The organism is Nonomuraea aurantiaca, from assembly GCF_020215705.1.
Lineage (GTDB): Bacteria > Actinomycetota > Actinomycetes > Streptosporangiales > Streptosporangiaceae > Nonomuraea > Nonomuraea aurantiaca.
Genome location: NZ_JAIWNB010000002.1, coordinates 171,902 through 197,629, shown reverse-complemented (window position 1 = coordinate 197,629; position 25,728 = coordinate 171,902). Strand labels below are relative to the sequence as shown.

20 protein-coding genes and 1 pseudogene are annotated in these 25,728 nt (G+C 70.1%); 11 read left to right on the top strand and 10 right to left on the bottom strand.

The annotated features are described in order from the left end of the window. Positions 1-38 precede the first annotated feature (38 nt). Both LDL49_RS06660 and LDL49_RS06655 read right to left on the bottom strand, forming a co-directional pair. Positions 39-572, bottom strand: coding sequence for a hypothetical protein (locus tag LDL49_RS06660; RefSeq protein WP_225290035.1), 534 nt, complete (start codon positions 570-572; stop codon positions 39-41). Positions 573-891: 319 nt separating this feature from the next. Beyond that, complete coding sequence (locus tag LDL49_RS06655; RefSeq protein WP_225290034.1) at positions 892-1,356, bottom strand: hypothetical protein; 465 nt, start codon at positions 1,354-1,356, stop codon at positions 892-894. Between the two features lie 334 nt (positions 1,357-1,690). Between LDL49_RS06655 and LDL49_RS06650 the strand changes: the two genes are divergently transcribed. The 4 genes from LDL49_RS06650 (at position 1,691) to LDL49_RS06635 (ending at position 4,564) form a co-directional block, all read left to right on the top strand. After that, positions 1,691-2,959, top strand: coding sequence for a helix-turn-helix domain-containing protein (locus LDL49_RS06650; RefSeq protein WP_225290033.1), 1,269 nt, complete (start codon positions 1,691-1,693; stop codon positions 2,957-2,959). Then, complete coding sequence (locus tag LDL49_RS06645) at positions 2,956-3,489, top strand: NUDIX domain-containing protein (protein ID WP_225290032.1); 534 nt, start codon at positions 2,956-2,958, stop codon at positions 3,487-3,489. Before LDL49_RS06650 ends, LDL49_RS06645 begins: the two co-directional genes overlap by 4 nt. A 446-nt stretch (positions 3,490-3,935) precedes the next feature. Continuing rightward, on the top strand, positions 3,936-4,154 hold the full coding sequence (locus LDL49_RS06640) for a type II toxin-antitoxin system VapB family antitoxin (RefSeq protein WP_225290031.1): 219 nt from the start codon (positions 3,936-3,938) through the stop codon (positions 4,152-4,154). Beyond that, positions 4,151-4,564 carry a PIN domain nuclease gene (locus LDL49_RS06635; RefSeq protein WP_225290030.1) on the top strand — a complete coding sequence of 138 codons (414 nt, stop codon included), beginning with the start codon at positions 4,151-4,153 and terminating at the stop codon, positions 4,562-4,564. The genes LDL49_RS06640 and LDL49_RS06635 overlap by 4 nt, the downstream gene beginning before the upstream one ends. 84 nt (positions 4,565-4,648) lie before the next feature. Here the strand turns inward: LDL49_RS06635 and LDL49_RS59765 are convergent. From LDL49_RS59765 to LDL49_RS06605, 6 genes and pseudogenes are all read right to left on the bottom strand, one after another. Beyond that, positions 4,649-4,899 (bottom strand): annotated as a pseudogene (locus LDL49_RS59765) (transposase); the annotation flags it as partial. A gap of 307 nt (positions 4,900-5,206) precedes the next feature. Next, positions 5,207-6,472 (bottom strand): ABC transporter substrate-binding protein, encoded by a 1,266-nt coding sequence (locus LDL49_RS06625; RefSeq protein ID WP_225290029.1) that lies wholly within the window; start codon positions 6,470-6,472, stop codon positions 5,207-5,209. A 5-nt stretch (positions 6,473-6,477) separates the two neighbouring features. Next, a complete protein-coding gene (locus tag LDL49_RS06620; protein ID WP_225290028.1) occupies positions 6,478-7,479 on the bottom strand; it encodes a branched-chain amino acid ABC transporter permease in 1,002 nt (333 codons plus the stop codon). Then, positions 7,476-8,357 carry a branched-chain amino acid ABC transporter permease gene (locus LDL49_RS06615; protein ID WP_225290027.1) on the bottom strand — a complete coding sequence of 294 codons (882 nt, stop codon included), beginning with the start codon at positions 8,355-8,357 and terminating at the stop codon, positions 7,476-7,478. The genes LDL49_RS06620 and LDL49_RS06615 overlap by 4 nt, the downstream gene beginning before the upstream one ends. A 2-nt stretch (positions 8,358-8,359) precedes the next feature. Further along, positions 8,360-9,076, bottom strand: a complete 717-nt coding sequence (locus tag LDL49_RS06610) for an ABC transporter ATP-binding protein (RefSeq protein WP_225290026.1) — start codon at positions 9,074-9,076, stop codon at positions 8,360-8,362. A gap of 66 nt (positions 9,077-9,142) precedes the next feature. Next, complete coding sequence (locus LDL49_RS06605) at positions 9,143-9,901, bottom strand: ABC transporter ATP-binding protein (RefSeq protein WP_225290025.1); 759 nt, start codon at positions 9,899-9,901, stop codon at positions 9,143-9,145. Between the two features lie 215 nt (positions 9,902-10,116). Between LDL49_RS06605 and LDL49_RS06600 the strand changes: the two genes are divergently transcribed. The 4 genes from LDL49_RS06600 to LDL49_RS06585 are packed head-to-tail and all read left to right on the top strand — an operon-like array spanning position 10,117 to position 14,669. Next, the gene (locus LDL49_RS06600) at positions 10,117-11,526 is read left to right on the top strand and encodes a PucR family transcriptional regulator (protein WP_225290024.1); all 1,410 of its coding nucleotides are present in this window, start codon (positions 10,117-10,119) and stop codon (positions 11,524-11,526) included. Further along, positions 11,513-12,994, top strand: coding sequence for a long-chain-fatty-acid--CoA ligase (locus LDL49_RS06595; protein ID WP_225290023.1), 1,482 nt, complete (start codon positions 11,513-11,515; stop codon positions 12,992-12,994). Before LDL49_RS06600 ends, LDL49_RS06595 begins: the two co-directional genes overlap by 14 nt. Positions 12,995-13,041: 47 nt before the next feature. Next, positions 13,042-13,821, top strand: coding sequence for an SDR family oxidoreductase (locus LDL49_RS06590; RefSeq protein ID WP_225290022.1), 780 nt, complete (start codon positions 13,042-13,044; stop codon positions 13,819-13,821). A gap of 14 nt (positions 13,822-13,835) precedes the next feature. Next, positions 13,836-14,669: an SCO6745 family protein gene (locus LDL49_RS06585; protein WP_225290021.1), complete on the top strand. Its 834-nt coding sequence runs from the start codon at positions 13,836-13,838 to the stop codon at positions 14,667-14,669. A gap of 99 nt (positions 14,670-14,768) precedes the next feature. On the opposite strand, the gene LDL49_RS06580 is transcribed toward LDL49_RS06585, so the two are convergent. Continuing rightward, entirely contained in the window at positions 14,769-16,907 is a 2,139-nt protein-coding gene (locus LDL49_RS06580; protein WP_225290020.1) for an alpha/beta hydrolase-fold protein, read from the bottom strand. A gap of 188 nt (positions 16,908-17,095) precedes the next feature. Here LDL49_RS06580 and LDL49_RS06575 point away from each other — a divergent pair, with 188 nt between their 5' ends. The 3 genes from LDL49_RS06575 to LDL49_RS06565 all read left to right on the top strand — a co-directional run bounded on the left by LDL49_RS06575 (position 17,096) and on the right by LDL49_RS06565 (position 24,722). Continuing rightward, complete coding sequence (locus tag LDL49_RS06575; protein ID WP_225290019.1) at positions 17,096-17,905, top strand: SAM-dependent methyltransferase; 810 nt, start codon at positions 17,096-17,098, stop codon at positions 17,903-17,905. A gap of 124 nt (positions 17,906-18,029) precedes the next feature. After that, positions 18,030-22,292, top strand: a complete 4,263-nt coding sequence (locus LDL49_RS06570) for a HAMP domain-containing protein (protein ID WP_225290018.1) — start codon at positions 18,030-18,032, stop codon at positions 22,290-22,292. A 45-nt stretch (positions 22,293-22,337) separates the two neighbouring features. Further along, entirely contained in the window at positions 22,338-24,722 is a 2,385-nt protein-coding gene (locus LDL49_RS06565; protein WP_225290017.1) for a SpoIIE family protein phosphatase, read from the top strand. A 109-nt stretch (positions 24,723-24,831) separates the two neighbouring features. Here the strand turns inward: LDL49_RS06565 and LDL49_RS06560 are convergent, their stop codons facing one another. Then, the gene (locus LDL49_RS06560) at positions 24,832-25,623 is read right to left on the bottom strand and encodes a SigB/SigF/SigG family RNA polymerase sigma factor (protein WP_225290016.1); all 792 of its coding nucleotides are present in this window, start codon (positions 25,621-25,623) and stop codon (positions 24,832-24,834) included. Positions 25,624-25,728: the final 105 nt, after the last annotated feature.

The following is a 25,728-nucleotide window of genomic DNA, read 5'->3' as shown; positions in this document are numbered from 1 at the left end:
GAGACGAACCTAGTAAAGCCTCCGCTTTCGGTGGGGGGTTATGCGGCGTGGCATGGGCACGCATCGGCGCTGGGATCGGGGCGCGGCGTGAGATGGTCAGAACCGCCAGGCTGCGCCAGCCCGGCAGGTGAGTGATCGTCTGCGCCTATCTCGGCCCACATGACCTTCCCGCCACACGGGGAGGGGTAGGTGCCCCAGCGGCGCGCCAGGGCGCCTACGGCGCTCATGTGGGGGTCCGGTGGGGTGGTGTCTGGCGGGGTGGGGTCGGTGTCCCACACGTCGATGATCAGTGCGTCTGCGCGGCGGTGGACCCGGATACTCACGGTGGCAATGGTGGCGGGGTTGATGTCGGAGTATCGGGGATTGGGGTCGGGGTGGCCAGTGTTCTCGACGGCGCGGGCGAGCAGGTGGCCAGCGGTCCGTTCGGCGGGGCATTCGAGGTAGGGCAGGCCTGACACTCGGGCGCTGATGCGGGCGACTTGCGCGCCGATGGTGATCGCGGTGTGCAGCGCCAACAGGGTGACCTCGGAGGCGCGCACGGTGGGCGGGACGGGCGCGAACCGGTCGCTCATGAGACCCCGTGATCCTCGGTGGGGAATTGGAACGGTTCGGCGTCGCGGAGGTAGTGCGCGAGCGTCGGTTGGACAGTGCAGGCTCGCCGCGCCCCCCGGGGCCACCATCGCCGCAGGAATCCGGGGCGGCACAGCCGGCACCTCCCGCGCGGGTCGACGCGGTGCCGGGCGTTGATCCCCAGCAAGGCACCGGCCAGCCGTAGGAGCCACCGTTCGGCGGTGGCTTGGTCCACAACGATCGCGGGAACCTCCGCCGCGATCACCTGACCGAGCAACTCTTTCAGCCGCCGGTCATGGACCTCATGGACAGATACCGGGGTCATTGCGTGGCCTCGGTGGTGTGGGACATCACCAAGACATCAGCGCCGGTCTCTATCTCGATCAGGGCGCGCATGGCCTGATAGATGCCGTCGAACTCCGACAGATGCTCCGGAGCGGGGATCACCACGGTGCTGATGTCGGGGCGGCACAGCGCTTGGAGAAGCTCACCAAACACCGATCGCCGGTACGGGTGCGGGTGCTCGGTGTAGATGTTGACCAAGTCCAGCCCTGACCGCGCCGCGAACCCGCGCAGACGCGCGGTGATCTGCTCGCTGGCGGCGGTGTCGGTGTCGGGTCGAAGCCGCACGTACCCCACCGCCCGGCGTCGTGCTGTTGGTGGGAGGGCCGATCCGGGCAGCGGTCCCGGATGCGTGACCGGACCGGCCCAGACGATGGGGCGGCCCGAGACCGCCAGGTAGTTCCAGCCGATCACCGGCTCTGGAGCTGCGTGTTGTGTGGTCACGGTGTGCCTTTCGCGCTGGTCGGCTGGGGGTGCTCCCACAGTGACCAGCAGCCCGCACATGCGGCCATGACCAATAACGCATATGGATATGCGCCCCAGCGAATACCTGGATTCGCAACGTGATCGCGTGGTTACATTCGGGGTGCAGGGATCTCCGATGTGGCGGTGAGTCCAGATGACCGACACGCAGGCGCGGCGCTGCCGCTGCGGGACACGCCTAGCGCGCGACAACACTAGCGGCCGGTGCGCAGCATGCACCACGGGCGCACGTGAGGCGACTGGTACGCCCGCCGGGCCGCCGAGGGTGCCGCCGGAGTTCTGGAGCCATCCCAGCATGCGCTCAGCGCTCGACCAGTGGCACATGGGCAAGGTCATCGCGGCCTATCGCGCCCACCCGCACCACGGCCGCCCCCTACGACAGGAAACGGTGGCGGCGTGGGTGGGCATCACCCAACCCCAGCTGTCCAGGATTGAGAACGGCCCGCCGATAACCGACTTGGGCAGGCTCACACAGTGGGCGCGACTGCTGCACATCCCGGCTAACCGGTTGTGGTTTCAGGTACCGCAGCAGCGCGCAGCGCGCCCACCAGTGCATGCCTCAGCCCCGGCCGCGGAACCGCCCCCGGTCCCTGTTCCGGTTTCGGCGCGGGCCACCGTCTCGGGGCAGGGTGAAGATGCGGCGGCGGCAGTGGCGGCGTGGCGGGCGGTGGACGCCCAAATTGGCGGCGCTCACCTGTACGCGACCGTCACCACCTACCTACGCGACCACCTCAGTCCCCGCATGTTCTGCGGTGAGGGGACGCAGGTGTTCACCGCGGCCGCAGCACTCACAGAAATGGCCGGGTGGATGGCGCATGACGCCGGAGACGACGACCGCGCCGGGCGGCATTTCGCGCGGGCGCGAGACCTGTCCGGCGTGGGCGACGACCCCCATTTAAGGGTTCACGTGCTCGCGAGCCTGGCCCACCTCGCGCACCATCGCGCCCACCCCGATGACGCTATCGGCTACGCCGCTCAGGGACAGCGCGAGTTGACGGCGGGACCGGCTCACCCCGAACTGGCGGCGCGGCTGTGGGCGTTGCAGGCTCGCGGGCACGCCGCCGCAGGACGATCACGGGAAACGCGCGCACTGTTGGGCCGCGCTGAGACCGCCCTGCAGGGCAGCCACAGCGCAGCCCCGTCGCCCTGGGTGTCACCGTTTGATGCTGCGTCCCTCGCCGGAGACGCGGCCCGGTGCATGCGGCAGCTCGGCGACCTACTCGCAGCCCAGCGCCACGCCCAGCGAGTTCTAGAGCTGCGGCCAGCCGGCCGCACCCGCTCCCGCGCGTTCGGGCACCTCACCCTGGCCGGTGTGCTCATCGAACGCGGCGCGTTGGACCAGGCGTGTGCGGTCGCGACCGATGTTCTTCATACCACCGGGTCGCTAGGCTCGTATCTGGTGATTCAGCAACTACGCGATCTGCGCGACCAGCTCCAGCCGCACCGCGCCATCGCATGCGCGCGGGGCTTCCTCGACCACCTGGCCGAGGCGCTGCGGCAGCGTGAATGGCTCTACCAGCTCACCACCGACACCACACAGCCAAGGACCAGCCCAACCCCATGACCGAGCCCGACACCCGGCCGCTCTACGAACGCGATCCCGCCGCCTACCGCGCGCATCTGACCGAGGGCAACGCCCGCCAGGCCCGTAAGCGCGTGGGGGTAGACGCCCTCATTTGTGATGATCACGGCCGTGTGCTGCTCGTCGACCCCACCTACAAACCCAATTGGGATCTCCCCGGTGGCATGGCCGAAGCCAACGAACCACCGCTTGATGCCCTCCGCCGAGAACTGACCGAAGAACTCGGCCTCCACCTCCCGGAGGACATGGCGTTGGTGTGTGTGGACTGGGTGCCACCACACGGCCCATGGGACGACTCGGTGATGTTCATCTTCAACGCCGGAATCCTCACCCCCGACCAAACCGCCGCGCTACGCCTTGCCGATACCGAGTTGGGCGCGTTCGAGTTCTGCACCCCCAACCAAGCGCGGAAGCGGCTCCGGCCGTACGTGTGGGCACGCCTACAGGCCGCGATCACCGCCGCTGACGCCGGCACCGTCGCGTACCTGCACAACGGCCGCCCCGTCAGCTAGCCTGCGCAACGCGGGGCTGTGCGTGTGTAAGGAGCAGGACGGACATATCGGATTGTGGCGGTCCCGCCCTGCTTGACGATCATCAACAACGGCGAGCGCTACCATCTCGTTTCCGGGTGGGATGAGGCGCTAGATGACTGCCATGACATGCCCCCCGCCCGGCGGCAGTACCTCAAAGAACAACTTTACCTGCTGATCACCAACGGGTTCTTGGGGCGATGAGGGTCGCCCGCCTTTCGCCGGGCGACACAGCGAGTGGACCTCATTGCCGCGTACTCGAACACCATGCCGCAGGCGGAAGACATGCGCGGGGTGCTGAAATCTTTGGCTGATCAGCGAGATGGTGGGTCAGTTGAGCAACCGAATTACCGATCCAAAGCCGAGATATCCTGGATATCCATAACGGACATCCGTGATACACTGTGCGCGCGAAGGAGGGTGATCTCATGGCCATGGTGAAGACCCCGATCGAGATCGACCAAGAGGCCCTGGCGACAGCTGCCGAAGTTCTCGGCACTAAGACGAAGAAGGACACGGTCAACGCAGCCCTCCGCGAAGTGGGACAGCGGTTGGTGCGGCTGCGAGCTCTGGCCGCACTTGGCGAGATGGCCGACCGAGGGGACTTCGATGACTTCGTCGGCAACAAGGCAGCTTATCGCCGGTGACACCCGCCCTGTATCTCATCGACACCTCCGGCATGTTCCGGATCTTGCAGGAGCCCAAACTACGGCAGGCGTGGTCCGATCAGCTCGCCGCCGGTGTCATCGCGACCTGTCCGGTCGTCGAATTGGAGTTCCTTTTCTCCGCGAGATCGCTTGCGGACCGCCTGGAGAAAGTGCGTCTGCTCCATGATCTGTTCGGCTGGGTACCGATGAGTGAACACGCTTGGCACCGCGCAGCCGAGGTGCAGCAGCTACTCACCGAGAATGGACAGCACAGGTCGGCCGGTCCGGCCGACCTGCTCATTGCCGCCACCGCAGAGCGGGCAAACCTCACGGTACTGTGCGACGACCGCGACTTCATGACCATAGCTGTCCTGACGAGGCAGCCCATCAAGCTGGTCACCGATATCTGATGCCTTGGAAAAGCTACGGGTGAGGGCGAGCCACAATCACCCTCCACCGGTGAAGCAGACAAGGTCATGTCCCCCACGGCGAGATCGCCGAAGCATCGACTGGACGATCTCCGGCTCGAAGCTCCCGTCCTGATCACGCGGCACGGTGATCTCCACCGGCCCGAGGTCGGTGTTGACGGTCTTGGACCGGCTGCCATTGCGGCTGTTCCCCTTTCACTGCCGGAGCGCTCGTGCTTGTCGTAGCCGAGATGGTCGGTGATCTCGCCTTCCAGCGCGGACTTCAGCACCAGCTTGGTCAGCTGGCCTAGCAGCCCGTTCTCGCCCACTAGGTCCATACCTTCGGCCCGAGCCGCTCGACCAACCGGCCCACCCGGGCGCAACCACTACTGGGTGCCAAACCCGGGCGCCGTTGTCGTCAGCTTTGGCGCGGCTTCTTTGATGCTGAGCGATTGCCTGTTGGAGCTGGGTGGGCTCGCTCCGGTTATAGGGCCGCTTGCGTTTGGGAGGCGCCCGAGCGATTAGCGAGGACCATGCTTTTGTGGGGGTGTGGGGGTGTGGGGGTGTGGGGGGCGCTGAGCCCCCCACTAGGCGCAGCCCTAAGCCCAGTGCGCGAAGCGCTCCAAAGCGAAGGCCCATGCTTGTTCAGCCGGTCAGCGGCCCGAACTCCTTGCGGGTGTCGATGACGTTCCCGAACAGCTCCCACCCCTCGCCCTTGAACTTCATGAGCTGCATCGACTCGATCGGGAAGCCGTCATCGGCGGCGGTGGTCATCGTCACCCCGGGCAGCAGCATGTTGATCTGCACGTTGCTCAGGCTGCGCATCGAGTCGCGCAGCCCCTCGCGGGTCGGGCACTTCGCGGCCGACATCGTCTTGTTGAAGGAGTCGGCCACCGCCCAGCCGAAGGTGAAGAACGGCACGTTCGGGTCGGTGCCCGGCGCGTACTGCGCCATCTTCGCCTTGTAGAGCTTCATCTCCGCGTCGTCGTTCCACGTCGCGTCCCTCGGGTCCTTGTAGTAGGTGGAGGAGACGACGCCCTGGACGTTCTCGAAGCCGACGGGCTTGAGCACGGTGATCGAGGAGGAGACGTTGTTGATGATGTGCAGCGGGTTCCAGGCGGTGTTCTTGGCGTCGGCGGCCAGCGCCTGCGAGCCGAACTTGGGCGTGGTGATGTTGAGGAACACATCGGCCTTGGACCCGGCCAGGTTGCGCATCTGCGGGTCGATGCTCGGGTCGGTGACCTCGTAGCTCTGCTCGCCGACGACGGTGATCCCGCTGCCCTCGATGGCCCGCTTGAAGCCGCCGAACAGGTCCTTGCCGAAGTCATCGTTCTGGTAGAGCACCGCGACCTTGGCGGTGGGTTTCTCCTTCTTGAGATACTGGGCGTAGACGCGCGCCTCGGAGATGTAGTTGGGCTGCCAGCCGATGGTCCACGGGTGCTTCGTGTCGGTGCCCCACTTCGAGGCGCCGGTCGCGACGAAGATCTGCGGCACCTTCCGCTGGTTGGTGTAGTCCCAGGTCGCCGTCGTCGAGGGGGTGCCCAATGTCTGGAACAGCGCGAACACCTGCTCCTGCTCGACCAGCCGGCGGGCCTCCTCGACCGCCTTGGGCGGCTGGTAGCCGTCGTCGCGGACCACGAACTCGACCTTGCGCCCGCCGATGCCGTTCTTCTCGGCGTTGATGTAGTCGAAGTACGCCTTGATGCCCTTGGGGATGTCACCGTAGGCCGAGGCGGGTCCCGACAGCGGGTAGATGCCGCCGAGCTTGATGGTCTTGTCGGTGATGCCGGTCGTCTGCTGGCCCTGGCACGGCCCCGACGCCGTGGCGCCCGGCTCGGTCCCGCCCCGCCCCCCGCAGGCCGCCACCGCGGCCAGGAGCATCGCCGTACAGCCGATAACGGATACGCGCATGCCTGTTACTCCTTCCGGAGGGTCTTCTTGATCGAGTACGCCGCGCGGCCCGCCAGCCCGGCCAGGCCGGTCGGGGCGACGTACATCACCGCGATGATCAGCAGGCCGAAGACGACGCCGGGCGCGGCGTCGTTCACGCTCTGGGAGATGCTCGGCACGAACATGACGAACAGCCCGCCCAGCAGCGGCCCCCAGTACGAGCCGAGGCCGCCCACGACGAGGCCCGCCAGCAGCGTGATCGAGAGCGTGACGACGAACGAGTCCGGCGAGACGTACCCGATCACCCATGTGTAGAGGCAGCCCGCGATCCCGGCGAGCATCGCGCTCCAGGCGAAGGAGAGCGTCTTGTAGAACGACAGCCGCACGCCCATGACCTCGGCCGCCGCCTCGTTGTCCCGGATGGCGTGCAGCGCCCGGCCGACCCGCGAGCGCAGCACGCTACGGGTCACCAGGAACGCCACGACGGCCACCGCCAGCGTGAGGAAGTACAGCCACTGGTCCTCGGCCAGTCCCGTCCACGCGGGCGGCACCGGCTTGGCCAGCGTCAGCCCCATGGAGCCGCCGGTGACCGACTCGAACCGTTTGAGGAGCGGTACCAGGAAGATCGCGATGGCCAGTGTCACCAGGGCCAGGTAGAGGCCGCGCAGCCGGACGGCGGGCACGCCGAACGCCAGACCCAGCGCGAACGCCGCCACGGCGGCGGCCGGCAGCGTGGCCGGGTAGGGCACGTGCCAGCTGTGCAGCAGGATGGCCGCGGTGTAGGCGCCGACCGCGAAGTAGGCGCCGTGCCCGAGCGAGATCTGGCCGGTGTGCCCGACGAGCAGGTTCAGCCCGAGCAGCGCCACCGCGTAGATCAGCACCATGGTGAACTGGAAGACCCGGAACGGCACCAGCTGGAAGGGCGCGTAGCAGGTAAGCGCGAGCAGCAGGGCCATGATGATCCAGCGCCGGTTCGCCGCCACCCGCCACCGGCTTCCGGACGCCCGTGCCTCCGCCGCCTCGCTCATACCCGCTCCACCACCGCTCGCCCGAACAGCCCTTGGGGCCGCAGCAGCAGGACGCCGAGGATGATGACCAGCGGCACCCCGATCTTGAGATCCGATCCGATGAAGCCGACGTACGCCCCGGCGAGCGTCTCGGCCACGCCGACGACCAGACCGCCCACGACCGCGCCCAGCGGGCTGTCGAACCCGCCGAGCGTCGCCGCCGCGAACGCGTAGATGAGCACCCCGCCCATCAGGTTGGGGTCCAGGAAGAGCAGCGGCGCCACCAGTACGCCCGACACCGCGCCGACCGTGGCGGCCAGGCCCCACCCGAGCGCGAGTGTCCAGCCCACCCGGATGCCGACCAGCCGGGCGGACTGCGGGCTGGAGGCCACCGCGCGCATGCCCAGACCGATCTTGGTGTGCTGGAAGAGCAGGTACAGCAGGCCCATCACCACGGCGACGACGCCGAGGATGCCCAGCGTCGAGTACCCCACGCTGACGCCCCCCGCCCTGAACGCGCCCTCGGGAAACGGGTTGGGGAAGTCCTTGATGGTGAACGACCAGATCCACCCGGCGGCGGCGTTCACGAAGATGAACAGCCCCACGGTGACGATCACCACGGTCAGCTCGGGAGCGCCTTCGACCGGGCGGATGATCACCCGCTCGATGAGCATGCCGCCCGCGAACGACACCACGAGCGTGACGACCAGCGCCAGCCAGAACGGCAGCCCGGCGGCGGTGAGCTGCCAGGCCAGATAGGTGGAGAACATCGCCAGCTCGCCCTGGGCGAAGTTGACGATGCCGGTGAACTGGTAGATCAGCACCAGGGCCAGCGCCAGGCCGGCATAGATGGCGCCCGCGCCGAGCCCCTCGACGACCTGCTGCAGGAAGCCGGCCATGACTAGACCCGGTATCCGAGGTAGGACTGGGCGACCTGCTCGTCCGCCCTGATCCGCTCCGCCGTGCCCGACAGCACGATCCGGCCGGTCTCCAGGACATGCGCCTGCTGGGCGATGCCGAGGGCGAGATGGGCGTTCTGCTCGACGACGACCACGGTGGTCCGCTCCTGTTCGTTGATCGCCCGCACGATGCGGAACAGTTCCCGGGTGACCAGCGGGGCCAGGCCCAGCGACGGCTCGTCCAGCAGGAGCAGCCGGGGGCGCAGCATGAGCGCGCGGCCGATGGCCAGCATCTGCTGCTCGCCGCCGCTGAGGCTGCCCGCCGCCTGCCGCAGCCTGGGCTTCAGCGCCGGGAAGTAGGTGTAGATGCGGTCGAGGTCGGCCTCCACGCCGGTCCTGCCCCGGCGTACGTAGGCGCCCAGGCGCAGGTTCTCCTCGACGGTGAGCGGCATGAACGTGCCGCGCCCCTCGGGTACGTGGGCGACGCCGCGCCGGGCGATCGCGTCCGGCGAGCGGCCGGTCAGCTCGGTGCCGCCGAGCCGGACGCTGCCGCGCCCGCGGACCATGCCGGACAGCGCCCGCAGCAGGGTCGTCTTGCCGGCTCCGTTCGGCCCGAGTATCGCGCAGATCTCCCCCGGGCCGACCGTCAGGCTCAGCCCGTGCAGCACCTTCGCGTCGCCGTATCCGGCGACCAGGTCCGTCACCACCAGCTCACTCATGCGCCCTCCTTCGTCGGTCGCATAAGTGACACGCGCTGTATTGGATGATTCGTTCGCTTCGCTCGCTCATACGGCGGTCCCCAGGTACGCCTCGATGACCCCGGGATCGCGCTGGACCTCGGCCGGGGCTCCCTCGGCGATCTTGCGGCCGAAGTCCAGGCAGACGATCCGGTCGCAGATCCCCATGACGAAGCCCATGTGATGCTCGACCACGACCATGGTCAGGTCGTACTCGTCGCGGATCGCGCGCAGCACGCCGGCGAACTCCTCGACCTCCGCCGAGCTGAGCCCGTTCACCGGCTCGTCGAGCAGCAGCAGCTCGGGGCGGCCGACCAGCGCCCTGGCCAGCTCCACCCGCTTGAGCGTGCCGAACGGCAGCCCGGCGGCCGGATGGTCGGCGACCTCGGTCAGCGCCAGCCGGTCGAGCACCGCGTCGGCCTCGGCGCGCAACCCGGCCTCCTCGCGGCGTACGCCGGGCAGGCGCAGGCCCGCGGTGAGGAAGCCGGCCCGGCCGCGGTGGTGCGCGCCGACCAGCGTGTTGTCGCGGACCGACATGCGCGGGAACAGGCCGAGGTTCTGGAAGGTCCGGGTGATGCCCAAGGCCGCGATCGCGTGCGGTGGTACGGCGAGCAGGTCCCGGCCCTCGTACTCGACCCGGCCCGCGCCGGCGTCGTGGCGGCGGGTCAGGCAGTTGAACAGCGTGGTCTTGCCCGCGCCGTTCGGCCCGATGAGCCCGACCATCTCGCCGCGCCGCACCGACAAGCCCACGCCGTCGAGCGCCGTGATGCCACCGAATCGGACCGTGAGCTCGCTTACCTCCAGCACCTCGGCCCCCTGCTGACGGTTACCTCCAGCACTCCGGCCTCCTGCTGACGGTGAGCGGAGAAGAATGTTCTGAAAGCGTAGGAGTCACCCGTCCGACACCACATTGGGCACGGTCACCCAAGATGCGTCCTGGCTGTTGTCCGCCGGGCACAGGGTCTGTCTCGGACCGGTTACGACCTGTTGACCGCCCGGCAAAGTGCATGGATCATCCCGGCATGTCCGGTGGTTTCAGCACGGAAACGCTCACCGGTTCGGCGACGGTCCGCGTCCAGCGCACGCGCATCCTCTCCGAGCTCCTCGATCATCTAGCCGACCTTGCCGACACGGCCGTTCAGACGATGCGGGCCGAGATTCCCGCCTACGCGGCTCAGGACGATAACTTCCTCGCCGACGTACGCGACCAGGTGGTCCGCCACTACCGCAGCAAGCTGGCCGTGATGCTCGAAGACCGCACGGTCACCGTCGACGACATCGCCTTCGCGCGCCGGGCCGCCATGCGGCGGGCCAGGGCCGGGATCGCCCTGGCCGACTACATCAACGCCTTCCGCGTCGGCCAGCGGGTCTTCTGGGGGTCGGTGCTGGAGCGGGCCGGCCACTCGGCCGCCGGCCACGAGGCCGCGCTCTCCCTGGCGGCCCCGATCATGCGTTACTGCGACTTCGCCAGCACGCACGCGGCCAACGCGTACATGGAGTTCCAGCACTACGCGGCTGCGGAGGCCGTGCACGAGAGCAGGGACCTGCTGGAGACCCTGCTGGCCGGCGGCGCGCCCGCGCGTGGCCGGCAACTGGCCGCGGCCCACGCCTACGGACTGGGGTCCGACACCCGCACACCCATACTCGTGGTGATCGCGGTCCTGCTCGGGCCGCGCGCGCTCGTAATCGGCGAGAAGCCGGACTCCGACCGCGGCGTGGACGCGCGGCACGCGGCTTGCGCGGCCATCTCCAGGGCCGGGGCGAACGGCGCGCGGACGCTGTCGGTCGTGCGGCAGTCGGAGATCGTCGCCATCCCCGCGCTCGGCCCCGGCGGCGACCCGGAGGAGCTGTGCGACCGGCTGCAGGCCGTGCGCGAGAGCCTCATGGGCGAGGGGATCGTGCTGGCGATGGGCATCAGCACGGTCGTCGCCGGGACGGCCGGGATCCCGCGGGCCTATGACGAGGCCCGTACCGTGCTGGAGTTCCTGCCGGAGGACGGCGGTGTGGCCGCGCTGCCACGGCTGTCGCCGTTCCAGTATCTGGCGCTGAGGGCCGACGACACCGCCCGCCACCTGGTGGATCCGCGGATCACCGCGCTCCTGTCCGAGGACCGGGCGCGCGGCGGCGTGCTCACCGCCACGATCCGCGCCTTCGCCGCCGCCGACCTGAACCTGCGCGCCTCGGCCGAGCGGCTGCAGATCCACCCCAACACCGCTCAATATCGCCTGCGCCGCATCCAGGAGCGCACCGGTCGCAGCCTGCGCCGGATCAGCGACCTGCTCGATCTCCTTGTGGCGATCGCCCTGCACGACACGCTGCCACCCACTCCTGAACAGCCGCCCAACACCAACCACGGGCGGCAAAGACTGGGCACCGCGACCGATGAGCGACGTGGGAGCGGGGACGTACGGTCGTTCCATGAATCTCGCTGACCGGCTCCACACCGTCGCCGATCGGCTCGGCGGGAGGACGGTTGTCACGCTCGACGACGAGGCGCTCACCTACGGCGCGCTCGACCTGATGAGCGCCCGCGTCGCCGCGCTGCTGCGGCTGCGCGGGATCGGCGCGGGCGACCGGGTGGCGGTCATGCTGCCTAACGTCCCGGAGTTCGCCGTCGTCTACTACGGGGTGCTGCGGATCGGGGCGGTCGTCGTCCCGCTGGATCCGCTGCTGCGCAGGCGGGAGATCGCCGCGTACGTCGGGGACTGCGGGGCCTGCCTGCTGATCGCCTGGCACGCCTTCGCCGAGACCGCCGAGGCGGGCACCGCAGGCACCCTGACCGACTGCTTCTTCGTCGTGCCCGGCGAGTTCCAGCGGCTGCTGCGCGGCCTGGCCGCCGAGCATGACGTCACCCCGCGCGCCGACGGCGAGACGGCGGTCATCCACTACACCTCCGGCACCACCGGCCGGGCCAAGGGCGTCGAGCTGACTCACGGCAACCTCGGCGGCAACGCCGCGGCCGTCGCCCGCATGCACGCGCTCGGGGTGGACGACGTCGTGCTCGGGGCGCTGCCGCTCTACCACTCCTTCGGGCAGACCTGCTCGCTCAACGCCACCGTCCAGGCCGGCGCTCGCCTCACGCTGCTGCCGCGCTTCGAGGCGGGCCGGGCGCTGGAGGTCATCCGGCGCGACGGCGTCACGGTCTTCCAGGGCGTGCCGACCATGTACATCGCGTTGCTCGACCATCCGGGCGCCTCCGACATGTCACTGCTGCGCATCCTGGTCTCCGGCGGGGCGGCGCTGCCGCTCGACGTGCTGCGGGCGTACGAGACGCGGTTCGGCTGCTCGATCGTGGAGGGCTACGGGCTCAGCGAGACCTCGCCCGTCGCCTCGTCCAACCGGGGCCGCAACGGCACCCGGCCGGGGTCGATCGGCCGCCCGATCAAGGACGTCCAGATGAAGGTGGTCGACGAGGACGGCGGCGAGGTGCCGACCGGCCACATCGGCGAGATCGTCGTCCGGGGTCCCAACGTGATGAAGGGCTACTGGAACGACCCGGCCGCCACGGCGGAGGCGATCCGCGACGGCTGGTTCCGCACCGGGGACCTCGGCCGGGTCGACGACGACGGGTTCTTCTTCCTGGTCGACCGGCGCCGGGACGTGATCATCCGGGGTGGCTACACCGTCTACCCGCGCGAGGTGGAGGAGGTCCTGTACGAGCATCCCGCCGTCCGGCAGGCGGCGGTCATCGGGGTCCCGCACCCGGAGCTCGGGGAGGAGATCGCGGCCGTGGTGACGCTGCGCGCGCCGGTCGAGGCCGACGAGCTGCGGGCCTTCGTCAGGGAGCGGGTGGCGGCCTACAAATACCCCCGGCACGTCACGTTCGCCGACGAACTGCCCATGAGCCCCACCGGCAAGATCCTCAAGCGCGCCATCGAAACGTTGACTCGCCACCGTTAATAGAACTACGTTCTGGATACCGGCTGGTCGGTTAGGAAGGTGGCTTCATGCGGGTGCGGGACAAGGTCGTCGTCGTCACGGGGGCGGCGAGCGGGATCGGCCGGGCCATGGCGCTCAGGTTCGCCGCGGAGGGGGCGGCCGGAGTGGTGGTCGCCGACCTCGACGAGGAGGGCGCGGGCGCGGTGGCCAAGGAGATCGGCGACCGGGCCGTGGCCGTACGGACCGACGTGTCGGTGGAGGCCGAGGTGGCCGCGCTGGCGGAGACGCCCTTCGGGCCGCCCGATCTGTTCTGCTCCAACGCGGGCATCATCGCCGGGCACGGGCTGGACGCCACCGACCAGGAATGGGACAGCCTGTGGTCGGTCAACCTGCGGGCCCACGTGTACGCCGCGCGGGCGGTCGTGCCCGGCATGGTAGAGCGGGGCGGCGGCTACCTGCTCAACACCTGCTCGGCGGCCGGACTGATCAGCTGCCCCGGCGACGCCCCCTACGCGGTGACCAAGGCGGCGGCCATCGCCTTCGCCGAGTGGGTTTCGATCCACTACGCGACCAAGGGTGTCAAGGTCAGCGTGCTGTGCCCGCAAGGCGTACGGACCGCCATGCTGGAGCGCGGCGTCGCGGAGGACCACCTGACGGCCCGCGCGGTCGGCGCGTCGGGGGCGATCCTCGACCCGGCCGACGTGGCCGGCACGGTGGTCGAGGGGCTGGCGGCGGAGCGGTTCCACATCTTCCCGCACCCCGAGGTGGCCGACTTCGCCCGCCGTAAAGCCGACGATCCCGACCGGTGGCTGGCCGGGATGGCACGGTTCGTGGACTCGCTGGCATGAAGGGGGACGTTGGCATGAACGTTGACATGAAGGCGGCGCGGCAGGCTTGGCGGCGGCTGGAGCCGGTGCACGGGATGATCTACTTCGTCCCCGAGGGCCGGAAGCGGTACGCCGCGCTGGGGCTGAACGGCCGCTCCGGTTACTTCGCCTCGCGCGGGGCGGCGCTCGGCCGCGCCTCCGCCGAGCTGGTCATCGCGACCTTCTACAACTTCAACCCCGCCCTCGTACGGAAGGCGCTGCCCGCCGCCTGGGACCTGGTGACGCCCGAGCAGGTGCTGGCCGCGCGGTACGAGGCGGCCGACGAGGCGCTGCGCCGGGCGGGCATCCACGAGCAGCCCGAGCTGGACACGGTCCTCGCGCTGGCCCGCCGCGCCGCCGAGTCCGCCTGCGAGCACCCGCAGGGCCGGCCGCTGTTCGCCGCCCACGCCGCGCTGCCCTGGCCGGACGACCCGCTGCTCCAGCTGTGGCACGCGCAGACGCTGCTGCGCGAGTTCCGCGGCGACGGGCACATCAGCACGCTGGTCACCGAGGGCGTCGGGCCGCTGGACGCGCTCGTGCTGCACGCCGCCAGCGGGGAGGTCCCGGTGGACTTCCTCAAGCTGAGCCGGGCCTGGCCCGAGCCGGAGTGGGCGGCCGCCGGGGAGCACCTGCGCGAACGCGGTCTCCTCGACGGCCACACGCTCAGCGCCGAGGGCAAGACGCTGCGCCAGCACATCGAGGCCCGCACCGACGCGCTGGCCCTGCCCGCCTACTCGGCGCTGGGCGAGGAGGGCTGCGAACGCCTCGCCGAGCTGGCCCGCCCCTTCGGCCGCGCCATCGTCGACGCGGGCCTCCTCACCCCGTCCTGACCTCGTCGACGCGTCGACGAGGCCCGCTTCAAACCAGGCCGACCGCGTCGGCGCGGCTCGATTCAAACCGCGCCGACCGCGTCACCCTTGCCGACCGCGTCACCCCTTGGCGACGGGCAGGCCGGTGGCCGGGTCGATCGTGGTGGTGAAGACGTCGCCGTTGCCCGGTGCCTCGCCGCCGGTCGGCGTGCCGTAGGTCAGGCCGGAGACGGCCACCTGCCCCGACGGGGTGGCGGCGGCGTACAGGTTGACCTCGGAGAACGGGTCGACGCCGTCGTCACGGGCGGTGCCGAGCTGGGCGGCGGCCTGCTGCTTCCCCTTGCCGTCGAGCCGGACCGTCAGGACGTCGGCCGCGCCGGCCACCACGCCCACCCGTCCCCGGGTGTATCCGGCCAGCTCGACCGCACCGCCGGGCAGTGGCACCACGGCGGCGCCCTCGTCGGCGGCCGGGGTGGCGACGGTGGCCTGCCAGCGCTGCTTGCCCGCGCCCGTGTACGCCGCCGCGACCAGGTCGCCGCCGACGCGCCCGGTGGCGACCGCGAGGCCCGCCGTGGTGACGGCCACCGCGTTCAGCCGGTCGTCACCGGTGCCGCCCACCGTGGTGGCCCACTTCCGGGTCCCGTTCGGGTCGTAGGCGGCGAGCCAGCCGTCGAGCCCGCCGAGTGCGGCCGTCCCCGGCAGGGCCGAGGTCGCGCTGCCCGTCACGTAGAGGTTCGTCCCGTCCGAGGCAACACCGTACGCCTTGTCCTCGCCCACCCCGCCGTACTGGTGGACCCAGGAGAGCGCGCCGTCGGCGGACAGGCGGGCGACCAGCGCGTCCTTGTCCCCGCTGTTGGCCCCGTCGAGCGCGCCCTTGGTGTAGCCGGCCACGTAGGCGCCGCCGTCGGGGGCGGCGGCCAGGCCGTAGAGGCGGTCGGCCACGCCCGGCGCGCCGAACTGGGTGATCCAGCGGACCGCGCCCTTCGCGTCGAGTCGGACCACGAACGCGTCATCCGTGGCGTTGCCCGCGTGGTGGCCGTCCAGGTCGCCCTTGGTGTAGCCGGCCGCGAGCACGCCACCGTCGGGCAGCGCCGCGACGCCGTACAACCGCTCGTCGGCGGCGGTCCCGAGCTGCCTGGTCCAGCCGTCCGCTCCGCCGCGGACCAGCACCGCGTCGAGGCGGCCCGCGTACGGCCGGCCGCCGACGGGCCCGCTCGCCGCGAACCCGGTGGTCAGCGATCCGTCGGCGTGTGCCGCGACGCCACCGGCCCAGTCCTGGGCGGCCGTGCCGTACAGCGGGGCGGGCAGCCCGGCCGGCGGCGTGACGCTCAGCCCCGGGCCGAGCTCGGCCATCGCCTGCTCGAACGCGGGCGCCCAGACGGTCCAGTCGTGGCCGCCGTCGAGCACCCGCAACTGCGCCGAGACCGCGGGCGAGCGCCTGGCCGCGTTGTAGAGCGCGGCGGACTCGAAGTCGAGGTCGTGCTGGGCGTCGGCGGGGTCGGGGTTGGCGTACTCGTCGTCGCCGACGGCCACGAACAGCCGTACGGGCAGGTCCTGGTCGAGCTTGGGGAGCAGGGCGGGGTAGTTCAGCTCGCGGTAGACCGCGTCGGCGAACTTCTCGCCGCCCTGGCCGTAGGCGCCGTAGTCACGGGTGGAGGAGTCGCCCGGCGGCAGCGGCGTGTAGACGGCCGGGCTGAGCACGATGGCGCTGCCGAACAGGTCCTGGTGGGCCAGCGCGAAGCGCAGCGCGCCCGAGCCGCCCATGGAGTAGCCGCCGACCATGCGGGCCTGACGGATCGGCGCCGTACGGTACGTCGCGTCCACGTGGGCCACCAGGTCGCGGGTCAGCGCGGTCTCGACGGGCCGTCCTGGCAGGTCGGAGCCGGTGTAGCGGGAGTCCACGTACCAGCTGCCGCGCTCGCTCCACGGCGCGTCGGGCATGACGGCGATGAGCGGCGGGATCCGCCGGGTCCGGATCATCGCGTCGAGCGTGTCCTTGACCCGGGTCCACGCCTGCATCGTGTCGCCGCGGCCGTGCAGCAGGTACAGCACCGGATAGCGATCGGCGCCCTTGGCGTAGCCGTACGGCAGGTAGAGGTTGTAGGCGATGTTCTCCCCCAGCGCCGCCGAGGGCGCGGCGGCCGCGGTGATCGTCCCGGTCCGGTCGGCCCGCACGCGTGCCTCTCCCGGTACGGCCAGCAGCACGACGAGGGCGAGGGCCACGAGCGCACCGACACCGCTCCATCGAGATAAGGGCATCGGTCGCTCCCTGTAAACGTTTACCGAACCATCTGTCCAGTGGTGCAGGAGAGTTTCCAGGTGCCCTTTGATCCATGTCAAGTATTCAAATGATCACATGTCGTGATTCTTGCGATTTGCCGGAGGAATGACCCCTAGGCTGAGCCCGGAAAGATCCCTCCTCTACCGCGACGACCTGGGGACCTCTGATGACCGAGGACGCGAACGACGACGTAATGGAACAGCTCAGCCGCATAGACACCTCAGTGGCCCATCCGGCCCGTGTCTTCGACTACTGGCTGGGCGGCAAGGACCACTACGCCGCCGACCGCGAGACGGGCGAGCAGATCCTCGAGGTCATGCCGGAGCTGGCCGTCATCGCCCGCGCCGAGCGGGAGTTCCTGGCCCGCGTGGTGCGGCATCTGGTGGTGGAGGCGGGGGTGCGCCAGTTCCTCGACATCGGCACCGGCATCCCGTCGGCCGACAACACCCACGAGGTGGCCCAGGCCGCCGCGCCCGACGCGCGCATCGTGTACGTCGACAACGACCCGATCGTCCTGGCCCACGCCCGCGCCCTGCTGCGCGGCACCGACGAGGGCCTGACCACGTACATCGACGCCGACCTGCGCGACCCGGCGACTATCCTGGAACACGCCGAGGCGCTGGACTTCACGCGGCCGGTGGGCCTGATGCTGCTGGGCGTGGTGGAGTTCGTGCCGGACGACGAGCAGGCGTACACGGTCGTCGCCGAGCTGATGCGGGCGCTGCCTTCGGGCAGCTACCTGACCGTCGCCTCCAGCGTACGCAGCCCGGCCATGGACCGCGCGGCGGCCATCTGGAACGACAGCGGCGCCACGCCCATCACGATCCGCACGACCGAACAGCTCATGGAGTTCTACAAGGGGATGGAACTGGTGGAGCCGGGCATGGTGTCGCTGCCGAAGTGGCACCCCGAGCCGACCACCCAATATCGCGGCCAGGAAGTCTCGCAATATGGCGCGGTCGGCCGCAAATCCTGACCTTCTATCAAGGCTTTCAGACAGTTGCTTGACCGACACTCGGCGATCTGCACGATGAGCTCGCACTCTTGACTATTCTCCTGGTGAAGCTTTGACAACTGCAGGATCTTTACCAGGGGTGAACATGAGTGACGCAGCGGGGGCCTCACGTTCGTCCGGCCGTCCCAAGCGGACCCGTGACGTCGGCGAAGTCGGCGAACCAGAGCTCCGGCAGTTGCTGGCCGGCCTGACCGCAGTCCGCGACGGCGACTTCGGCACCCGGCTTCCGGACGACGCCGACGGGCTGCTCGGGGAGATCGCCTCTGTCTTCAACGGGATGGTCGACCAGCTCTCGCTGTTCACCTCCGAGGTGACCCGCGTCTCCCGCGAGGTCGGCACCGAGGGGCGGCTAGGCGGGCAGGCCGAGGTGCCGGCCGTGTCCGGCACCTGGAAGGACCTCACGGAGTCCGTCAACGCCATGGCCGGCAACCTCACCGACCAGGTACGCAGCATCGCCCAGGTGACCACGGCCGTGGCCCGGGGCGACCTGTCGCAGAAGATCACCGTCGCCGCCCGAGGCGAGATCCTGGAGCTGAAGAACACCGTCAACACGATGGTCGACCAGCTGTCCTCCTTCGCCGACGAGGTCACCAGGGTGGCCCGCGAGGTCGGCACCGAGGGCGAGCTGGGCGGCCAGGCCGACGTCAAGGGCGTGGCGGGCACCTGGCGGGACCTGACCGACTCGGTGAACTTCATGGCCGGCAACCTCACCGCCCAGGTCCGCAACATCTCGCAGGTGGCCACCGCCGTGGCCCGGGGCGACCTGTCGCAGAAGATCACCGTCGCCGCCCGAGGCGAGATCCTGGAGCTCAAGAACACCCTCAACACGATGGTCGACCAGCTGTCCTCCTTCGCCGACGAGGTCACCAGGGTCGCCCGCGAGGTCGGCACCGACGGGCGGCTCGGCGGGCAGGCCGACGTCAAGGGCGTCTCCGGCACCTGGAAGGACCTCACGGAGTCGGTCAACGTCATGGCCGACAACCTCACCGCCCAGGTCCGCAGCATCGCCGAGGTCACCACGGCGGTGGCGAAGGGCGACCTGTCGCAGAAGATCCGGGTGGACGCCCGAGGCGAGATCCTGGAGCTGAAGGAGACCATCAACACGATGGTCGACCAGCTCTCCGCGTTCGCCGACGAGGTCACCAGGGTCGCCCGCGAGGTCGGCACCGAGGGCAACCTGGGCGGCCAGGGCACGGTGCGCGGCGTGTCGGGCACCTGGAAGGACCTGACCGACAACGTCAACGTCATGGCCTCCAACCTGACCAGCCAGGTACGCAGCATCGCCCAGGTCGCCACCGCGGTGGCCAAGGGCGACCTGTCGCAGAAGATCACCGTCGAGGCCAAGGGCGAGGTCGCCGCGCTCGCCGAGACCATCAACACGATGGTCGACACCCTCTCCGCCTTCGCCGACGAGGTCACGCGGGTCGCCCGCGAGGTCGGCACCGAAGGCCAGCTCGGCGGCCAGGCCCGGGTGCCGAACGTGGCGGGCACCTGGAAGAACCTCACCGACAACGTCAACTCGATGGCCGACAACCTGACCAACCAGGTACGCAGCATCGCCCAGGTGACCACGGCGGTGGCCCGGGGCGACCTGACGCGCAAGATCGACGTCGACGCGCGCGGCGAGATCCTGGAGCTCAAGACCACCATCAACACGATGGTCGACCAGCTGTCCTCCTTCGCCGCGGAGGTCACCAGGGTGGCCCGCGAGGTCGGCAGCGAAGGGCGGCTGGGCGGCCAGGCCGAGGTCGAAGGGGTCTCCGGCACCTGGAAGCGGCTGACGGAGAACGTCAACGAGCTGGCCGGCAACCTCACCCGCCAGGTCCGCGCCATCGCCGCGGTGACCAGCGCGGTCACCTCGGGCGACCTGACGCGCTCCATCACCGTGGACGCGGAGGGAGAGCTCGCCGACCTCAAGGACAACATCAACTCGATGGTGGAGTCGCTGCGCGAGACCACCCGGGCCAACGAGGAGCAGGACTGGCTCAAGTCCAACCTGGCCCGCATGTCCGGGCTGATGCAGGGGCATCGCGACCTGGCCACGGTCGCCGTGCTGGTGATGGACGAGCTGGCACCCCTGGTCTCGGCCCAGTACGGCGCCTTCTTCCTGGCCGAGGAGACCGAGCTGCAGCTCATCAGCGCGTACGGCTTCGCCGCCGACCCCGAGCGGCCGATCCGGTTCCGCATCGGCGAGGCGCTGGTCGGCCAGGCGGCGCGCACCCACAAGACCATCGCCATGACCGACATCCCGGCCGACTACATCACCGTCTCCTCCGGGCTCGGCCGGACGGCCCCCGTCTCGGTGATCGTGCTGCCGATCGTGGCCGAGGAGCAGGTGCTCGGCGTCATCGAGCTGGCCTCGGTCTACGCCTTCACCCCGGTCCACCGCGCCTTCCTCGACCAGCTGATGGAGACCATCGGCGTCAACCTCAACACCATCGTCGCCAATGCCCGCACCGACGAGCTGCTCGTGGAGTCGCAGCGGCTCACCGTCGAGCTGCAGACCCGCTCGGCCGAGCTGCAGAGCCAGCAGGAGGAGCTGCAGCGCTCCAACGCGGAGCTGGAGGAGAAGGCGACGCTGCTGGCCACCCAGAACCGCGACATCGAGACCAAGAACCTGGAGATCGAGCAGGCCAGGCAGGAGCTGGAGGAGCGGGCCCAGCAGCTCTCGCTGGCCTCCAAGTACAAGAGTGAGTTCCTGGCCAACATGAGCCACGAGCTGCGCACCCCACTCAACTCCCTGCTCATCCTGGCCCAGCTGCTCTCCCAGAACCACACCCGTAACCTCACGGCCAAGCAGGTCGAATACGCGGGCATCATCCATTCGGCCGGTTCGGACCTGCTGCAGCTGATCAACGACATCCTCGACCTGTCCAAGGTCGAGGCCGGCAAGATGGACATCAACCCCGAACGCGTGTCGCTGCGCCAGCTGCTCGACTACGTCGAGGCCACCTTCCGGCCGATGACCACGCAGAAGAGCCTGGACTTCCTGATCACCACCGCTCCGGGCGTGCCGACCGAGCTGCTCACCGACGACTCGCGGCTGCGCCAGGTGCTGCGCAACCTGCTCTCCAACGCGGTCAAGTTCACCGAGACGGGCAGCGTCGAGCTACGGATCGAGCCGGCCAGCCCGGCCGAGCTGCCCATTCCGGCGCGCCCGCACGGCGCGGCCGTGGCCCTGCGGGTCATCGACACCGGCATCGGCATCCCCGAGCAGCAGCTGGAGGTGATCTTCGGCGCGTTCCAGCAGGCCGACGGCACCACCAGCCGCAAGTACGGCGGCACCGGGCTGGGCCTGTCGATCAGCCGCGAGATCGCCTACCTGCTCGGCGGCGGCATCACCGCGCAGAGCACCCCGGGACAGGGCAGCGTCTTCACGCTCTACCTGCCGATCGCGCGCCCCGACTTCGAGGACTACTCCGCCCCCGAGTCCAAGCCGCTGCCGTCCGCCGCCAGGCAGAGCCTGCCCGCCGCGCCCGTGGTGCCGCAGCAACGGCGGCTCCTGATCATTGAGGAGCGGCAGCGCGGGCTGCTCTCCCTGGTCGCCGAGAGCGTCGTGACCGACCTGGCCAACACCCGCGACCTGGCCCACCTCAACGGGACCGTCGAGGTGGTCACCGCCGCGGGCCCGGAGGAGGCCGCCGCCACGCTCGCCGCCGAACCGTGCCACTGCATCGTCCTCGACATCGACATGCCCGACATGGCGGCGTACGGCCTGCTGGAGGCCATGGACGGCGACCCGGCGCTCCAACAGGTGCCGGTCCTGGCCTACAACAACTGGCGCACCAACCCGCAGCAGGAGGCGACCCTCCAGGCCCGCGCCAGCAACCGGCCGCTGGAGCTGCTCTCCAGCCTCGACGAGCTGCGCGAGCGCATCGCCCTGCACCTGACCGCCGACCAGCCGAGCGACGTGCTCCCCCTGGTCCGGCCGGCCAACGTGGGCGTGCCCGCCGGGCGCGAGGTGGACGACACGCTGGCCGGGCGTACGGTGCTGGTGGTCGACGACGACGCCAGGAACCTGTTCGCGCTCACCAGCATGCTGGAGATCCACGGCATGAACGTGCTGCACGCGGAGAACGGCCGCAAGGGCATCGACACGCTCATCACCCACCCGGAGACCGACCTCATCCTGATGGATGTGATGATGCCGGAGATGGATGGTTATGCCGCCACGGAGGCGATCCGGGCGATGCCCCAGTACGCCACCCTGCCCATCATCGCGGTGACCGCCAAGGCCATGCCGGGCGACCAGGAGAAGTCGCTCGCGGCGGGAGCGAGCGACTACGTCACCAAGCCGGTCGACTCCGACCATCTCATCGAGGTGATCCAGCGCTGGATGAGTTCCTAGCGCAGTCCCCCGGGCAAGCTCGTGTCCATATCCAGGAGTCCCACGTTGCAACCAGCACAGCAGGCCGGCGACGCCTCCGGCACCTATGCGGAGGCGTCGGCCGATGACGCGAACGTAGGCCGGCTGGCCGCCACGATCGAACGGCTGCGCAAGGAGATCCAGGACGCCCACCTGGCCGCCGACGGGCGCGCGCTGATCGAGCTGGCCAAGGGCGTCCTGGTCGAGCGGCTGCGCTGCGGCCCGGCCCACGCCGCCCGCCAGCTCACCACGCTCGCCGAGCAGGCCGGGATGTCGCAGCTGGAGCTGGCCTCGGTCATCATCGACCAGGCGGCGCAGGATCGCATCAGCGAGACGGCCGGTGAGTTCCTGCGCTCGGCAACGACGGACCACGACCGTGCTCGCCCCTCCGTCTCCCTGCGGCTGCGCGCCGCCGAGAGCGGCGCGCTCGGCGCGACCGACACCCAGGCGGTCGCCGAGTCGCTCCTGGAGCACGCGCTGGCGCCGCTCGGCGCGACGACGGTCGCGGTGTGGGCCGCCGGTCCCGACGCCTCGCTCAGCCTGGCCGGCTACGCGGGGCTCAGCGCCGAAGAGGCCATGCGGTGGCGGTACGTCCCTCCCGGCGTGGCCACCCCGGCTCGCCAGGCTCTCACGGAGCGCCGGACCGTCTGGTTCCCGGCTTTGCGTGAGGCCGGCCTGCCCACCGTCGGGCACCGGCAGGCGGCCGAAGGCGGGCGGGTGTCGGTGCCCGCCGGCACGGGCGGCCGCATCCTGGGCGTCCTGGAGATCGGCTGGCCGCACGACCTGGAGCCGCAACCGCCGCAGATAGAGCGGCAGATCGAGGCCCTGGCGGATCTGTGCGCCCATACTCTGGACGTGTTCCCGCCGGTCGGGCCGGCCGGGCCCGCATCGCCCGACCCAGGCTTCTCCGAGCTCGTCAACCTGGCCGACGGGCTGCACGATCCCGCCCTGGTGCTCTGTCCGCATCTCGACAGCGGTGGCAGACTGACCGACTTCCGCATCGTGCACACCAACGGCCTGTTCGCCGACCCGGCCGGCCGCCCGCGCCACCGGGTCACCGGGGCCCTGCTGCTGGAGGCGTACCCGCTGGCGGCCGAGGACGGCGGCCTGTTCGCCAAGGTCGAGCACGTGCGCGCGACCGGCGAGCCGTTCCGTACCGAGCGCATGTCCCTCGCCACGCTGGTGGACCAGGTGCGGCTGAACACCGAGGCCGGCGTCAGCGCCACCCGCCACGGCGACTGCGTGCTGCTCATCTGGCGGCCGCACGACGAAGGGGCGCGGCTGGCCGGCATCCTGCAGCACGCCCAGCGCCTGGGCCGCATCGGCGGCTTCGAGGAGAACGCGCTCACCGGCGAGGTCACCTGGAACGACCAGCTCTTCGACCTGTACGGCCTGTCTCCCGCCGACGAGCCGATACCCCTCGAACGGCTGCGCGAGCACGCCCATCCCGACGACGAGACCGGCATCGGCCGGTTCCTGCGCACCGTGCTGCACCATCGGCGCTCGGCTTCGACGGCCTTCCGGCTCCAGCGGCCCGACGGGATCGCCCGGCACATCCGCGTGGTGGCGGAGCCGGTTTTCGGGGCCGACGACCGGCTGCTGGCCGTCCGCGGCGCTTATCAGGACATCTCATCCCAGCACTGGACCGAGGTGGCGCTCGCCGCGACCCGCGACCAGCTCGCCCACAGCGAGCAGCAGACCGCCGAGAGCAACCGCCTGGCCCTGCAGCTGCAGCGGGCCATCATGCCGTCGACGCACGAGACGACGGACGCCTTCGGGCTGCGGATCGCCGTCCGCTACCGCCCCGCCGAGGAGGAGCACCTGGTCGGCGGCGACTGGTACGACGCCGTCGTGCTGCCGTCCAAGCAGGTGCTCCTGTCCGTGGGCGACGTGGCCGGACACGGCATCCAGGCGGCCACCGGCATGGTCGTGCTGCGCAACGCCCTGCGCGGCCTGGCCGCGACCGGCGCCGGACCCGGCCAGCTGCTGACCTGGCTCAACCTCGTCGCCCACCACCTCACCGACAGCGTGACCGCGACCGCGATCTGCGGCCTGTACGACCCGCGGAGCAAGGTCCTGCGCTGGGCCCGCGCCGGGCACCTGCCGCCGCTCCTGGTCCGGGGGGCGAGCGCGGCGGAGCTACCGATGGTGCAGGGGCTGCTGCTCGGCGCGGTGTCGGAGGCGTCGTACGAGGAGGGGCAGCTGCAGCTCGAAGCCGGCGACACCCTGATGATGTACACGGACGGGCTCATCGAACGCCGGGACCGGGCCCTGCAGCATGCCCAGAGCCACCTGCTCGTCATCGCCGGGCAGCCGGCTCGTACCCTCGACCTGCGGCTGGACCACCTGCTGACGCACTGCAACTCCGACACCGACGACGACACGTGCCTGATCGGTGTCGAGTTGCAGTGACGCCGCTACGGCCGGGCCTCAGCCCGGCCGTAGCGGTGACGCGTGCGATGACGCCTGGAATGACGCGGCTCCGGCCGGCGTGGCGCCGGCCGGAGCCGTGTCCGGGACCTCAGTCCGACAGGCCCTTGCGCAGGTCGTCGAGGACCTTGCGCAGGATGCGCGAGACGTGCATCTGCGAGATCCCGAACTCCGCGGCGATCTCGGCCTGCGTCATGTTGCCGTAGAAGCGCAGCAGCAGGATCTTCTTCTCCCGCACGGGCAGCGCGTCGATGAGCGGCTTGACGGCGTGCTTGTCGACCAGGGAGTCGAGGGATTCGTCGTGTTCGGGGATGACGTCACCGAGGGAGGCGGAGTCGTCGTCGACACCCGTCGGGGCGTCGAGCGAGAGCGTGCTGTAGGCCGCCGAGGCGTCCATCGTGAGCAGCACGTCCTCCTGGGAGATCTTCATCTTCTCGGCCAGCTCGGCGACCGTCGGGGAGCGGCCGAGGGTCTGGCTGAGGTCCGAGACGAGCTTGTTGAGCTCGGAGCGGCGCTCCTGGTAGACGCGCGGCACCCGGATGGCCCAGGTACGGTCCCGGAAGTGGCGCTTGACCTCGCCGGTCATGGTGACGACCGCGTAGCCCCGGAAGTCGTGGCCGAGCTCGGCGTCGAAGCCGTTGATGGCCTTCATGAGGCCGACGTAGGCGGCCTGGCGCAGGTCTTCGATGGGCTCGCCGCGGTAGCGGTAGCGGCGGGTGATGTCGTTGGCCAGCCACTCGTGCATTGCCACGAGACGCTCGCGGATCCGTACCTTGTCGAGCTCGGAGGTCTCCGGCTTGACCATTTCGACCAGGAGTTGTTCGGCGGTCATCTCGTCGAGCACGAGTGCCTTAGGCTGAGCGTGAGCCTGCTGGACGGTCATTCCTGCTCCTCATATCTACTGCAGGCGGTCCCGTCCAAAGACAAAAGCCCAGACAGAGACACGCCTCGATAACAACGAGACGAAGCCCTCTGCTGGACTTCGTAT